The organism is Massilia endophytica, assembly GCF_021165955.1.
Classification (GTDB): domain Bacteria; phylum Pseudomonadota; class Gammaproteobacteria; order Burkholderiales; family Burkholderiaceae_D; genus Rugamonas; species Rugamonas endophytica.
The window spans coordinates 3,540,224-3,554,235 of sequence record NZ_CP088952.1 but is presented as its reverse complement, the minus strand read 5'-3'; the positions used below and the strand labels follow the sequence as shown (position 1 = coordinate 3,554,235).

General features: G+C 64.8%; 10 protein-coding genes. 3 read left to right on the top strand and 7 right to left on the bottom strand.

Annotated elements, in window-relative coordinates; all coding sequences use genetic code 11:
• Nucleotides 1-56: 56 nt before the first annotated feature.
• The 7 genes from LSQ66_RS16315 to LSQ66_RS16285 form a co-directional block, all read right to left on the bottom strand.
• Nucleotides 57-1,187: a branched-chain amino acid ABC transporter substrate-binding protein gene (locus LSQ66_RS16315; RefSeq protein ID WP_231766245.1), complete on the bottom strand. Its 1,131-nt coding sequence runs from the start codon at nt 1,185-1,187 to the stop codon at nt 57-59.
• A gap of 114 nt (nt 1,188-1,301) precedes the next feature.
• The gene (locus tag LSQ66_RS16310; RefSeq protein WP_231766244.1) at nt 1,302-1,652 is read right to left on the bottom strand and encodes a hypothetical protein; all 351 of its coding nucleotides are present in this window, start codon (nt 1,650-1,652) and stop codon (nt 1,302-1,304) included.
• The gene (locus tag LSQ66_RS16305; RefSeq protein WP_231766243.1) at nt 1,649-2,074 is read right to left on the bottom strand and encodes a DNA polymerase III subunit chi; all 426 of its coding nucleotides are present in this window, start codon (nt 2,072-2,074) and stop codon (nt 1,649-1,651) included. The genes LSQ66_RS16310 and LSQ66_RS16305 overlap by 4 nt, the downstream gene beginning before the upstream one ends.
• Nucleotides 2,075-2,084: 10 nt before the next feature.
• Entirely contained in the window at nt 2,085-2,690 is a 606-nt protein-coding gene (locus LSQ66_RS16300) for a glutaredoxin family protein (RefSeq protein WP_231766242.1), read from the bottom strand.
• A 2-nt stretch (nt 2,691-2,692) separates the two neighbouring features.
• The gene (locus LSQ66_RS16295; RefSeq protein ID WP_231766241.1) at nt 2,693-4,768 is read right to left on the bottom strand and encodes a M3 family metallopeptidase; all 2,076 of its coding nucleotides are present in this window, start codon (nt 4,766-4,768) and stop codon (nt 2,693-2,695) included.
• 45 nt (nt 4,769-4,813) lie between these two features.
• Nucleotides 4,814-5,659 (bottom strand): bifunctional methylenetetrahydrofolate dehydrogenase/methenyltetrahydrofolate cyclohydrolase FolD, encoded by an 846-nt coding sequence (folD, locus tag LSQ66_RS16290; RefSeq protein WP_231766240.1) that lies wholly within the window; start codon nt 5,657-5,659, stop codon nt 4,814-4,816.
• 52 nt (nt 5,660-5,711) lie between these two features.
• Nucleotides 5,712-7,655: a hypothetical protein gene (locus LSQ66_RS16285; protein WP_231766239.1), complete on the bottom strand. Its 1,944-nt coding sequence runs from the start codon at nt 7,653-7,655 to the stop codon at nt 5,712-5,714.
• Between the two features lie 177 nt (nt 7,656-7,832).
• Here LSQ66_RS16285 and aceE point away from each other — a divergent pair, with 177 nt between their 5' ends.
• The 3 genes from aceE to lpdA are packed head-to-tail and all read left to right on the top strand — an operon-like array spanning nt 7,833 to nt 13,986.
• Complete coding sequence (gene aceE / locus LSQ66_RS16280) at nt 7,833-10,529, top strand: pyruvate dehydrogenase (acetyl-transferring), homodimeric type (protein WP_231766238.1); 2,697 nt, start codon at nt 7,833-7,835, stop codon at nt 10,527-10,529.
• A 21-nt stretch (nt 10,530-10,550) separates the two neighbouring features.
• On the top strand, nt 10,551-12,206 hold the full coding sequence (aceF, locus tag LSQ66_RS16275) for a dihydrolipoyllysine-residue acetyltransferase (protein ID WP_231766237.1): 1,656 nt from the start codon (nt 10,551-10,553) through the stop codon (nt 12,204-12,206).
• A 10-nt stretch (nt 12,207-12,216) separates the two neighbouring features.
• A complete protein-coding gene (gene lpdA / locus LSQ66_RS16270; protein WP_231766236.1) occupies nt 12,217-13,986 on the top strand; it encodes a dihydrolipoyl dehydrogenase in 1,770 nt (589 codons plus the stop codon).
• Nucleotides 13,987-14,012: the final 26 nt, after the last annotated feature.

Genomic DNA, 14,012 nt, shown 5'->3' with positions numbered 1-14,012 from the left:
CAAAAAATAAAGGCCGTCCGCGCAAACTGGACGGCCTGCGATTCCCGCGGTGAAGCTTACTTCACCACTTCCATCTTCGTCTTCTTGCCGCCCGTGTAGGTGAACAGGGTCAGGGCGCCGTCCTTCACGTCGCCGTACTGGTCGAAGGAGATCGGGCCGGTGATGCCCTGGTACTTCACCTTGGCCAGGTAAGGCAGGTATTTGGCAGGTTCGGCCGACTTGGCGTCCGCCATCGCGGTGGCCATGGTCATCACGGCGTCGTACACGTACGGCGCGTACAGCTGCACGTCCGAGTTGTACTTCTTCTTGTAGCGCGCCACGAAGTCGTCCATGTTCTTCTGCAGGTCCGGCGTCACGCCGCCCGCTTCGGCGCAGGTCACGCTTTCGTCGGCGGCGCCGGACAGCTTCGGCAGGGATTCGGTGCAGACGCCGTCGCCGCCCATGTACTTGGCCTTGATGCCCAGCGCGCGCATCTGGCGCAGCAGCGGGCCGCCCACGGAGTCCATGCCGCCGAAGAAGACCAGGTCAGGGTTCTTGGCCTTGATGCTGGTGAGGATGGCGTTGAAGTCGGTGGCCTTGTCGGTGGTGAACTGCTTGTCCACGACCGAAACGCCCGGGCCCTTGGCGCCCTTGACGAATTCACCCGCCACGCCCTGGCCGTAGGCCGTGCGGTCGTCGATCACGGCGATCTTCTTGGCCTTCAGCTTCTCCACGGCGTATTTGCCCAGGGTGCCGCCCAGCTTGTTGTCGTTGGCGACCACGCGGAAGGTGGTGTTGAACTTCTGCTTGGTGTAGACCGGGTTGGTGGCCGAAGGGGAAATTTGGGGAATGCCGGCGTCGAAGTAGATCTTCGAGGCGGGAACGGTGGTGCCCGAATTCAGGTGGCCGATCACGCCGTTCACTTTGGCGTCCACCAGCTTCTGGGCCACGGTGGTGCCCTGTTTCGGGTCGCCGCCGTCGTCTTCCAGCACCAGCACGAACTTGACCGGCTTGCCGTTGATCTTGAAGGGGCGGGCGTTCAGTTCTTCCACCGCCATCTTGGCGCCGTTTTCATTGTCCTTGCCGAGGTGGGCCGAAGGACCGGAGACAGGGGCAACGTGGCCGATCTTGATGATTTCCTGTGCGCCGGCGCTGCCAGCGAACGCGAGGGCGATAGCGAGCGGCATGAACTTCGTCTTGAACAGCATATTCATTCTCCAGTGAATGTGAAAACGGCAGCGCCTCCGGGACGCCGGCTCTGATTGTACAGGGGCAGAAGGTACAACAAAATGTTCAATTGGAAAAGCGGGATTTCCCCAGCCTTACTTTTTCCGGGCCTGCAGGTGGGTGATTTCCTGTTGCACCGCCCGGGTGACGATCTTGCCCAGCGTGTCGTGCAGCCCCTCGCGCAGCTGGCCGGTGAGTTCCCGCAGGGACTGGTCCAGCACTTCGGCGATGCTGTCGCGGATGCGCTGCTCCAGCACGAAGTCCACCCGCGACTGCAGCTGCTGCAGGATGCGGACGGAAACCTCCTTCTCGAACTGCTCCCAGTCCGTGCCCAGGAAGGATGCTTCGGCCGCAGGCTCTGGCGCCGGCGCCGGCGCCGGGGCGGGGGCTTCCTCGCGCACGACTTCGGTGAGAACGGGAATGCTGGCGTCGAATGCCTGGTTCATGCTTGTCCTACGTTGAGGTGGGTTGGCTGGAATTCCTGGCGCTTGTAGGCGATGAAGCGCTGCCTGCCCGCGGCGGTGTCGGCTTCGTCGGTCGAGATCACCTCGATGAGGCGAGGGAAGCTCTCGAACTGGGCCGGGGCGCGGCGCGAGAGGTTGACCAGCACGTCCGCCTGCGGCAGCTCCGTGTCGTCGCTGTCGGCCAGCACGATGGCGCTGTCCGGCGCCAGCGGGTCGTTGACGTGGGCGTGCGGCAGGAAATCGGTGGAGGAGAAGGTCCACAGCGCCTGGTCCAGCTCCGCCAGCTGGGCTGCATCCTCCGTCATCACGACGATGCGGTTGCGCGCGCCGTAGGCCTTGCGCAGCAGGCGGCAGGCATAGGCGATCTTGTCCGGGACATTGCTGTGGAAATCGATTCGGGTCATGAACGCTATTCTAAAACTGAAAATCGGGTGGGGCGTTGACCGGCGGCTTGCGCTTCAGGCGGGCCTGCTCCTCCGCCGCCACCTTTGCCGCGGCCACGGCCTTTTCTTCCTCGGTGGGCTGGCGCGGCGGGGCGGCCGGAGTGGGGGAGGGCCACTGGTAGCCCTGCGGCAGAACGCGCGTGAGCGGGTAGCCTGCGTCGGTCAGCATCGTGTCCCAGGCCACCTGCTCGAAGCCGATCTGCTTGCTGCGCCCCACCAGGAGCAGGGGCAACTGGCCGTTGCTTCCGGCGCGCTTCAGGGCGGCATAGTCCTCGTTCGTGGCGACCGTCTTTTCCGCAAAGGGAATGCCGCGCGCGCGCAGCATGTTGCGCGCTTCGGCGCAGGCCGCGCAGTCCGCGGTGGTGTAGAGGGTGACGGGGCGGGCGCGGGCAGGCTCCGCCAGTTCGTAAGGCAGGGAGACCGGAGCCCCGGTGGCGAAGTTCTTCACTTCCGCCCTGGCGGCGGGCGGCGGCGTGTCCGTATAGTGGGTGACGCCCCTGGCGTCCTTCCACTTGTACATCTGCGCCTGGGCCGGGAGGACCAGGCAGGCCAGCAGGACAGCCGCCAGCTTCTTCATCGCTACACCGCCATCCCGCTGTGGCGCAGCAGGGCATCGATGCTCGGCTCGCGGCCGCGGAAGGCCGTGAAGGATTCCAGCGCCGGGCGCGATCCGCCAACGGACAAAATCTCTTCCAGGAAGCGCTTGCCGGTCTCGGTGGAGAGCCTGCCGCCATCCAGGGCCGCCGCCTCCTCGAATGCCGCGTAGGCGTCGGCGGACAGCACCTCGGCCCACTTGTAGCTGTAATAGCCCGCCGCGTAGCCGCCTGCGAAGATATGGCCGAAGGAGTTCTGGAAGCGGTTGAAGGCGGGTGGAATCACGACCGAGAACTTGCGGCGCACTTCGTCGATCACCTCCTGCACCGGCTTGCCGCTTTCCGGCTGGTAGTCGTAGTGCAGGTGCATGTCCAGCAGGGCGAACTCCACCTGGCGCAGGGTCTGCATGCCGGACTGGAAGTTCTTCGCCGCCAGCATCTTGTCGTAGAGCTCGCGCGGCAGGGGCTTGCCGGTCTTGACGTGGGCCGTCATGTGGCTCAGCACGTCCCACTCCCAGCAGAAGTTCTCCATGAACTGGGAAGGGAGCTCCACCGCGTCCCATTCCACGCCCGCGATGCCGGAAACGCCCAGTTCCTCCACCACCGTCAGCATATGGTGCAGGCCATGGCCGAACTCGTGGAAGAGTGTGATCACTTCATCGTGCGTGAACAGGGAAGGCTGGGGCTTGCCGTCGATGACGGCAGGTTCCGTGAAATTGCAGGTGAGATAGGCCACAGGGGTCTGCAGCTTGCCGCCTTCCACGCGGCGGCTGCGCGCGTCGTCCATCCAGGCGCCGCCGTTCTTGCCCGAGCGGGCATACAGGTCCAGGTAGAACTGGCCGATCAGCTTGCCGTCCCGCTCGATGCGGTAGAAGCGCACGTCCTTGTGCCACACGGGGGCGCTGTCCGGAACGATATTCACGGAGAACAGGGACTGCACCAGGCGGAACAGGCCGTCGATCACTTTCGGCTCGGGGAAGTACTGCTTCACTTCCTGGGCGGAGAAGGCGTAGCGCCGTTCCTGCAGCTTTTCCGAGGCGTAGGGCAGGTCCCAGGCTTCGAGCTTGTCCAGGCCCAGCTCGTCTTTCGCGAACTGGCGGAGCTCGGCCACATCCTTCTCCGCGAAGGGACGGGCGCGTTTGGCCAGGTCTTCCAGGAAACCAATCACATGCTCGGGGCTCTGGGCCATCTTCGGCACCAGCGAGACCTCCGCAAAATTCGCATAGCCCAGCAGCTGCGCCTCTTCCGCGCGCAGCTTCAGCAGCTTGACGATATTGCCGCTGTTGTCCCACTTCTCGCGCTCGCTGAACACCTCGCCCAGCTCGGAGGCCTTGGTGGCGTTGGCGCGGTAGACCTGCTCACGCAGGGCGCGGTTGTCGGCAAACTGCAGGATGGGGTAGTAGGAGGGGAAGTGCAGCGTGAACATGTAGCCGCTCTTGCCCTCCTTCGCGGCCAGCGCCTTGGCGGCGGCCTTCACGTCGTCCGGCAGGCCGGACAGTTCGGCTTCGGTCTCCACCACCAGTTTCCAGTCGTTGGTGGCGTCCAGCACGTTCTCGGAGAAGCGGGTGGAGGTGGCAGCGTGCTCTTCCTGGATGGCGGCGAAGCGTTCTTTCTTGTCGGCGGGCAGTTCCGCGCCGCCCATGCGGAAGTCGCGGATGGCGTTCTCGACGATGCGCTTGCGGGCGGGCGACAGGGCGTTGAATTCGGCGCTCGCGCGCAGGGCCTTGTATTTGGCGAAGAGCGCCTCGTTCTGGGCCAGTTCGGTCCAGAACTCGGTGACCTTGGGCAGGTTCTCGTTGTAGACGGCGCGCAGCTCGGGCGTATCGGCCACATTGTTCAGGTGGCTCACAATGCCCCAGGCGCGGCCCAGCAGCTCCGTGGAGTTCTCCAGCGGGGTAACGAAGTTGGCCCAGCTGACGCTGTCCGCGGGGCCTTCCAGCTGCCTGACGACCTCCCGGCTCTTGCCGAGCAGTTCCTCAATGGCGGGCGTAACGTGTTCCGGCTTGATGACATCGAAGCGCGGCAGGCCGGAAAAGTCCAGCAGGGGATTGTCTTGAGTCATAGTCTTTTCCAAAGGTTGTTCGACCCGGCCGCGCCGCGCCTTCGATCAGACGCGCTCAGCCGACTCGATGGTATTCATCAGCAGCATGGTAATGGTCATCGGGCCCACACCGCCCGGCACGGGCGTGATGTGCGCGGCCACTTCCTTGTTGGCGGCAAAATCCACGTCGCCACACAGTTTCCCATTATCGTCGCGGTTCATGCCGACATCGATCACGATTGCGCCGGGCTTCACCATGTCCGCCGTCAAGGTATTGCGGCGGCCGACGGCGGCCACCACCACGTCCGCCTGGCGGGTGTAGAGGCCCAGGTCCGGGGTGGCGCTATGACAGATGGTGACGGTAGCGTTCGCCTGCAAGAGGAGCAGGGCCATGGGCTTGCCCACGGTGTTGCTGCGGCCGATCACCACGGCGTGCTTGCCGCGCAGGCTGACGCCGGTCGATTCGATCAGCTTCATGCAGCCGTAGGGGGTGCAGGGCCGGAAGCCTTCCAGGCCGGTCATCAGCTCGCCTGCCGACAGCACGGAGTAGCCGTCCACGTCCTTGGAGGTGGAGATGGCTTCGATGACCTTGTGCGGGTTGATATGCTTGGGCAGCGGCATCTGCACCAGGATGCCGTGGATCGTGGGATCGTTGTTCAGCGCCTCGATCCGGTCCAGCAGGGCCTGCTCGGTCAGGTCGGCCTCGTACTTTTCGAAGACGGAGTGGATGCCCACGTCGCCGCAAGCCTTGATCTTGTTGCGCACATAGACCTGGCTGGCCGGGTCTTCGCCGACCAGGATGACCGCCAGGCCGGGCTGCTTGCCCTTGGCGGTCAGTGCGGCGGCGCGGCCGGCGATTTCAGCGCGCAGTTGTTGGGAAAGTTTGACTCCGTCGATCAGTTGGGCAGACATGGGGCGTTCGGGAAAGAAGGAAAAACGCCATTATAAATTACCTGTCCAAATGCTATTGCGGGGCCATACCATAGGGCGTGGTGCAGCGGCCGTCGGATGGCTTGCCTTTTTCGCACTGGTAGGAACGGCGTGCCGTGACCATGTGGTAGCGCGCCGCCACGTCGTAGTCGCCTGCGCCGAGCGACTTGTTGCAGCGGTAGGCTTCCCACTTGACGCCGTCCAGGGTGGGGCCGCCCGCCGCCCAGGTGCCGCCTTCGCAGCCCTGGCGGGCCAGGGCGCTTTCGACCGAGGGTTCGTCGAAGAGGACCTGGTTGTCCAGCCCTCCATGGCAGGCCCAGCCGCCGCTTTTGCCCTGGCGGCAGACCGCCAGCATTTCCTGGACCACGGGGCCCAGTTCGATCTTCCGCTCGGGGCGCGGGCGCTCGGCGGCTGGGGCGGACGGTGCAGTCGCCGCGAGCTGCATCTGCTGCTGCTGCGCGGCGTAGGTGAGCACGGGCGCCGGGGACGCCATCACCGGCCTTGGCGCCTGCTGCTGGGGCGCCGGACGTGCCGGAGGCGGTGTTTCCTGCGCGGCCGGCCGCGAAGGCTGGGATGGCTGGCTTCCCTGGGCAAGGCGGGCGCGGATTGCCGCATCCTGCCGCCGGTCCTCGGCCTGGCGCTCCGCGCGGTCGCGCGATTCGCGCTCGCGCTCGGCAGCCTGGCGCTGCCGGATGCGCTCGGCGTCGCGCAGGGCCGCCTGGGTCTGGCGGTTCACTTCCTGCATGTGGGCGTTCATCTCGGCGCCCTTCTGCAATATATAGAGGCCGATATCGTCCTTGCGGCTGTTGCGCATTTCGGCATCGGCGGCGGCCCACTCGGCCTCGCGGCGCCGCTTCTCCTCTTCGTAGCGGCGGTCCGATTCCGCTTCCGCCTCGCGCCGCTCTGCAGCGCGCGCCTCCATGCGGTCCTGGTAGACCTGGTCCACACGGTACAGCCAGGTGCGCCCGTCAGCCACGGTGCAGGCTTCGCGGTCGTAGCTGCGGCTGTCGGACTTCACATGCGTCATGTCGTTGTAGCCGGTGACCTGGCAAGTCCCGTCGCCGCGCGCGATGCCATCGACGGTGCGTCCGCCATAGAAATATTCGGTGCCCGTTGTGTTGTTGATGGTGTATTTGGCGATGGCGGCAAATTCCAGCTTGCCAGCGACAAGCTCCGGTCTCCCGTTCGCGGAGATGAAGCGCTTCACCTTCACGATGTCGCGTTCGCGGTCGCTCTCGGGACGGACAATGTTGGGCAGGAAAGGCTGCTCGCCATCATTCAGGGTGCGGGAATCCAGATGCAGGGTGCGGTATTCCATGTTGCCGGTTGGCCGGCCGTCCGCGAACTTGACGAGGTATTGCTGCAAGCCGTTTCCCGACAGCAGCTCGACATCGCCGTCGGGCATGCCGTTGACGCAGGCGCCCTTGACCATGAACAGGCCGGCGGGGGTGCCGGGGCAGGCGATCTTCTTGACCCTGATCTCGCCTGGCCCTTCCATGCTGTAGATCACCTTGTCGTTGATTTTCAGCTCCCAGCCGTCCAGTCCGCTGTCCAGCAGTTTCATGTAGCGGAACTTCGTGGGACCGCTCACGCGGAACTTGCCGTCGGCGGTCAGCACCTCGAACAGCCAGGGCTCGTGCTCGTGATACCGCTCCAGCAGGTTGCCGCGCGGATTGGTGTGTTCCTGCTCGCCCCCGATCCTGGGGATGGCGCCGCTGTCGTATTCCCCGAACCAGTTGGTGGCGCGGACGGTACTGTTGTCCTCGGCGGCGAACAGCGTCCCCTTGCCCCGGAAAGCGCCGCTGCCCTTCCAGCACTGGTAGTTCCCGGAGAACGAGAAACCCTTCCTGTCCAGCTGGCGGGTGGCGGCGCCATCGTCCGAGCAACTGATGAAGTTGCCGAAGAGTCCGGCGTGCGCGGAAGGGGCGGCGAGAATGCCCGCCGCCAACAGGGATGCGCCAAGGGTTCGGAAGTGCATGGAGGGCCTCATACGATGTATACCCAAAGGTAACATAAACGCAATTTCTTTCGGTAAATTTCGTATTATGAAACGGCATACCGTAATTTGGAAAATGCCAAAAACACTGTTAGAATCTTCGCACTAATTTCGCCCTCTTCGTGAATAATCGACGGACTAATTAAAGGAGACACGTCAATGTCAGCTCAACTCGACCAGGTCACGGCCCAGGCCGTCAACGATCCTGATTCGCTCGAAACGAAAGAATGGCTTGACGCGCTCGAGGCCGTCATTGAAAACGAAGGTCCGGAGCGCGCGCACTACCTGATGGAACGCCTGGTCGACCTGGCCCGCCGCCGCGGCGCGCAGATTCCGTTCTCGGCCAACACCGCCTACGTCAACACCATCCCCGCCCACCTGGAAGCCCACTGCCCGGGCAACCTGGAATACGAAGAGCGCCTGCGCTCCTGGATGCGCTGGAACGCCATGGCGATGGTGGTGAAGGCCAACCGCGCGGACGGCGACCTGGGCGGCCACCTGTCCTCCTTCGCCTCGCTGGCGAACATGCTGGGCATCGGCTTCAACCACTTCTGGAAAGCGCCGACCGAAGAACACGGCGGCGACCTGCTCTACATCCAGGGCCACTCCTCGCCGGGCGTGTACGCCCGCGCCTTCCTGGAAGGCCGCCTCACCGAAGAGCAGCTGCTGAACTTCCGCCGCGAAGTGGACGGCAAGGGCCTGTCCTCCTACCCGCACCCGAAACTGATGCCGGACTTCTGGCAGTTCCCGACCGTGTCCATGGGCCTGGGCCCGCTGATGGCGATCTACCAGGCGCGCTTCCTGAAGTACCTGCACGCGCGTTCCATCGCCAACACCGAAGGCCGCAAGGTATGGGCCTTCTGCGGCGACGGCGAGATGGACGAACCGGAATCGATGGGCGCTATCGGCATGGCCGCGCGCGAGAAGCTGGACAACCTCGTCATCGTCGTCAACTGCAACCTGCAGCGCCTGGACGGGCCGGTGCGCGGCAACGGCAAGATCATCCAGGAACTGGAAGCGGACTTCCGCGGCGCAGGCTGGAACGTGGTCAAGGTCATCTGGGGCCCGGGCTGGGATAACCTGCTGGCCAAGGACAAGGACGGCATCCTGCAGCGGGTGATGATGGAAACCGTGGACGGCGAATACCAGAACTACAAGGCCAAGGACGGCGCTTACGTGCGCAAGCACTTCTTCGGCAAGCATCCGAAGCTGCTGGAAATGGTCGCCAACATGAGCGACGACGACATCTGGCGCCTGACCCGCGGCGGCCACGATCCGCACAAGATCTACGCCGCCTTCAAGAACGCGCAGGAAAGCGTGGGCAAGCCGACCGTGCTGCTGGTGAAGACCATCAAGGGCTACGGCATGGGCAAGTCCGGCGAGGCGCGCAACACCGCGCACCAGACCAAGAAGCTGGACGACGAGGCGATCCGCGAAATGCGCGACCGCTTCAACATCCCCATCCCGGACGACAAGCTCGCCGAGATCCCCTTCTTCAAGCCGTCCGACGACGCGCCCGAGATCAAGTACCTGCACGAGCGCCGCAAGGCCCTGGGCGGCTACCTGCCGCAGCGCCGCGTGAAGGCGGACGAGCAGCTGACCGTGCCGCCGCTGGACGCCTTCAAGGCCGTGCTGGAGCCGACCGCGGAAGGCCGCGAGATCTCCACCACCCAATCCTTCGTGCGTATCATCACCGCGCTGCTGCGCGACCAGAGCCTGGGCCAGCGCATTGTGCCTATCCTGGTCGACGAATCGCGCACTTTCGGTATGGAAGGCCTGTTCCGCCAGATCGGCATCTTCAACCAGCAGGGCCAGTTGTACGAGCCGGTCGACAAGGACCAGGTGATGTACTACCGCGAAGACAAGGCGGGCCAGATCCTGCAGGAAGGTATCAACGAAGCGGGCGGCATGAGCTCCTGGATCGCGGCGGCGACTTCGTACTCGACCAACAACCGGGTGATGATTCCGTTCTACACCTTCTACTCGATGTTCGGCATGCAGCGTATCGGCGACCTGGCATGGGCCGCCGGCGACATGCGCGCACGCGGCTTCCTGATGGGCGGCACCGCAGGCCGCACCACGCTGAACGGCGAAGGCCTGCAGCACGAGGATGGCCACAGCCACATCATGGCCGCCACCATCCCGAACTGCGTGCCTTACGACCCGACCTTCGGCCATGAGCTGGCGGTCATCATCCAGGACGGCCTGCGCCGCATGGTGGGCGAGCAGGAAGACGTGTTCTACTACATCACCATCATGAACGAGAACTACGCCCATCCAGGCCTGAAGCCAGGCCAGGAAGAGGGCATCCTGAAGGGCATGTACCTGCTCCAGGAAGGCGACAAGAAGGCCAAGGAGCGCGTGCAGCTGATCGGCTCGGGCACCATCCTGCGCGAATCCATCTTCGCGGCGGAACTGCTGAAGAACGACTGGGGCATCGCCGCCGACGTGTGGTCCGCTCCGTCCCTGACGCTGGTGGCGCGCGAAGGCCAGGACTGCGAGCGCTGGAACATGGTCAACCCGACCAAGGAACAGCGCGTACCTTACGTGACCGGCCTGCTGCAGAAGACCACCGGCCCGGTCATCGCCACCACCGACTACATGCGTGCGTTTGCGGACCAGATCCGTCCGTTCATTCCGAAAGACCGCACCTACAAGGTGCTGGGCACCGATGGCTTCGGCCGCTCGGACAGCCGCGTGAAGCTGCGCGAGTTCTTCGAAGTGAACCGTTACTACGTGACCGTTGCCGCCCTGCGCGCCCTGGCCGACGAAGGCAAGATCGCCATGACGGTGGTCGAGAAGGCCGTCGCCAAGTACGGCATCAACCCGAACAAGCCAAATCCGGTGACCCAATAACGAGAATACGGAGCAAACGCTATGAGCATTGTGGAAGTCAAAGTCCCGGATATCGGCGACTTCAAGGAAGTTGAAGTCATCGAGCTGATGGTGAAGGTCGGCGATACGATCAAGGTGGACCAGTCGCTGATCACCGTTGAATCGGACAAGGCCAGCATGGAGATTCCTTCCTCCGCCGCTGGCGTGGTCAAGGAAATCAAGGTGAAGGTGGGCGACAAGGTCGCGGAAGGCTCGCTGCTGCTGATGGTGGAGGCCGATGGCGCCGGCGCTGCGGCGCCCGCTCCGGCCGCTGCCGCCGCTCCTGCGCCTGCCGCTGCGGCGCCTGCGCCAGCCCCGGCTCCCGCCCCGGCTCCCGCCCCGGCGGCGCCTGCTGCCGCCTCGGGCCCCATCGAAGTGAAGGTGCCGGATATCGGCGACTTCAAGGAGGTGGAAGTCATCGAGGTCATGGTCAAGGTGGGCGATACCGTCGCCAAGGACCAGTCCCTGATCACCGTGGAATCGGACAAGGCCTCGATGGAGATTCCATCGTCGCACGCCGGTGTCGTGAAGGAGATCAAGGTCAAGGTTGGCGACAAGGTGGCCGAAGGCTCGCTGGTGCTGGTCGTTGAAGGCGCCGCTGGCGCGGCTCCTGCGCCGAGCGCCCCGGCTCCTGCCGCTGCTCCCGCTCCAGTTGCCGCCGCTCCGGCCCCTGCCGCCGCGGCGCCTGCGCCTGCTGCCGCATCCGCGCCTGCCGTCAGCGGCAAGGCGGCCCACGCATCGCCCTCCGTGCGCAAGTTCGCGCGCGAACTGGGCGTGGACGTCGGCCGCGTGCCGGGCAGCGGCCCGAAAGGCCGCATCACCCAGCAGGACGTGCAGAACTTCGTGAAGGGCGTGATGTCCGGCGCCGTGGCTTCCCCGGCTGGCGCCGCTGCGCCTGCGGGCGGCGGCGCGGGCCTGAACCTGCTGCCATGGCCGTCGCTGGACTTCAGCAAGTTTGGCGAAACGGAACTGCAGCCGCTGCCGCGCATCAAGAAGATCTCCGGCCCGAACCTGCACCGCAACTGGGTGATGATCCCGCACGTAACGCAGTTCGAAGATGCGGACATCACCGAGCTCGAAGAGTTCCGTGTCGCCTCGAACGCGGCCAACGCGAAGAACAAGGATGCGGTCAAGCTGACCATGCTGGCCTTCGTGATCAAGGCATCGGTCGCCGCGCTGAAGAAATACCCGTCCTTCAATTCCTCGCTGGACGAGAAGGGCGAGAACCTGATCCTGAAGAAGTTCTACAACATCGGCTTCGCGGCCGATACGCCGAACGGCCTCGTGGTCCCCGTGATCAAGAACGCGGACCAGAAGAGTGTGACGCAGATCGCGAAAGAGATGACGGAACTGTCGCTGCAGGCGCGCGAAGGCAAGCTGAAGCCGACCGACATGCAGGGCGCAACCTTCACCATCTCCTCGCTGGGCGGCATCGGCGGCACGCACTTCACGCCTATCGTGAATGCGCCGGAAGTGGCGATCCTGGGCCTGTCCAAGGCCGCAATGAAGCCGGTGTGGGACGGCAAGCAGTTCGCTCCCCGCCTGATGATGACGCTGTCGCTGTCCTACGATCACCGCGTGGTCGATGGCGCGTCCGGCGCACGCTTCGCCGTGTATCTGGCCGAGGTACTGGCCGATATGCGCAAGATCCTGCTGTAAGGAGGCCGCAATGACCGTAGAAGTGAAAGTGCCGAACATCGGCGACTTCAAGGAAGTGGAAGTGATCGAAGTGATGGTGAAGGCGGGCGACACGATCAAGGTCGACCAGTCCATCGCCACCGTCGAATCCGACAAGGCATCCATGGAGATTCCTTCGACCCACGCTGGCGTGGTGAAGGAACTGAAGATCAAGGTTGGCGACAAGGTCTCCGAAGGCAGCCTGCTGCTGATGCTGGACGAGGCGGCAGGCGCCGCCGCCCCGGCTCCTGCGCCGGCTCCCGCGCCGGCCGCTGCGGCGCCAGCCCCTGCGCCCGCTCCTGTGGCAGCCCCCGTAGCGGGCGGCTACAGCGGCCAGGTGGATGTGCAATGCGACATGATGGTCCTGGGCGGCGGCCCGGGCGGCTACTCGGCCGCCTTCCGCGCCGCGGACCTGGGCATGAACACCGTGATCGTGGAGCGCTATGCCACGCTGGGCGGCGTCTGCCTGAACGTGGGCTGCATCCCTTCGAAAGCGCTGCTGCACCTGGCGGCCGTGATCGACGAAACCGCGACCATGAGCAAGCACGGCGTGAAGTTCGCCAAGCCTGAAGTCGATATCGACGAAGTGCGCAAGTACAAGGAAGACGTCATCAAGAAGATGACGGGCGGCCTGGCCGGCATGGCCAAGGCGCGCAAGGTCAATGTGGTGCAGGGCGTGGGCCAGTTCGTCAGCCCGAACCACATCGAAGTGACCGCTGCCGACGGCACGAAGAAGGTTGTGCAGTTCAAGCAGGCTATCATCGCCGCCGGTTCCTCCGTGGTGAAGCTGCCTTTCGTGCCGGAAGACCCGCGCATCGTGGACTCCACCGGCGCGCTGGAACTGCGCCAGATCCCGAAGCGCATGCTCGTGATCGGCGGCGGCATCATCGGCCTGGAAATGGCTACCGTCTATTCCACCTTCGGCGCCCGCATCGACGTGGTCGAAATGATGGATGGCCTGATGCAGGGCGCGGACCGCGAGGCCGTGAAGGTCTGGCAGAAGTTCAACGCCCACCGCTTCGACAACATCATGACCAAGACCAAGACCGTGGCGGTCGAGGCTCTGCCGGAAGGCATCAAGGTCACTTTCGAAGCGGCGGAAGCCGGCGCCACCGCGCCCGCGCCGCAGGTGTACGACATGGTGCTGGTGGCCGTGGGCCGCAGCCCGAACGGCAAGAAGATCGCCGCCGAGAAGGCAGGCGTGATCGTCACCGACCGCGGCTTCATCAACGTGGACAGCCAGATGCGCACGAACGTGCCGCACATCTTCGCCATCGGCGACCTGGTGGGCCAGCCGATGCTGGCGCACAAGGCCGTGCACGAGGGCCACGTGGCTGCGGAAGCGGCGCACGGCGAGAAGGCGCACTTCGACGTGAAAGTGATTCCGTCGGTCGCCTACACCGATCCTGAAGTGGCGTGGGCAGGCATTACCGAGGACGAAGCGAAGGTCAAGGGGATCAAGGTCGAGAAGGGCCACTTCCCCTGGGCCGCCAGCGGCCGCGCCGTGGCCAATGGCCGCGAGGAAGGCTTCACCAAGCTGCTGTTCGACGCCGAGACCCACCGCATCATCGGCGGCACCATCGTCGGCACGCACGCTGGCGACATGATCGGCGAGATCGCGCTGGCGATCGAGATGGGAGCGGATGGCACGGACATCGGCCGCACCATCCACCCGCACCCGACGCTGGGCGAATCGATCGGCATGGCCGCCGAAGTCTACGAAGGCGTCTGCACCGACCTCCCGCCTCCGCGCAAGCGCTGATCTGGCGCTCCTACAGCCGAGCCCGT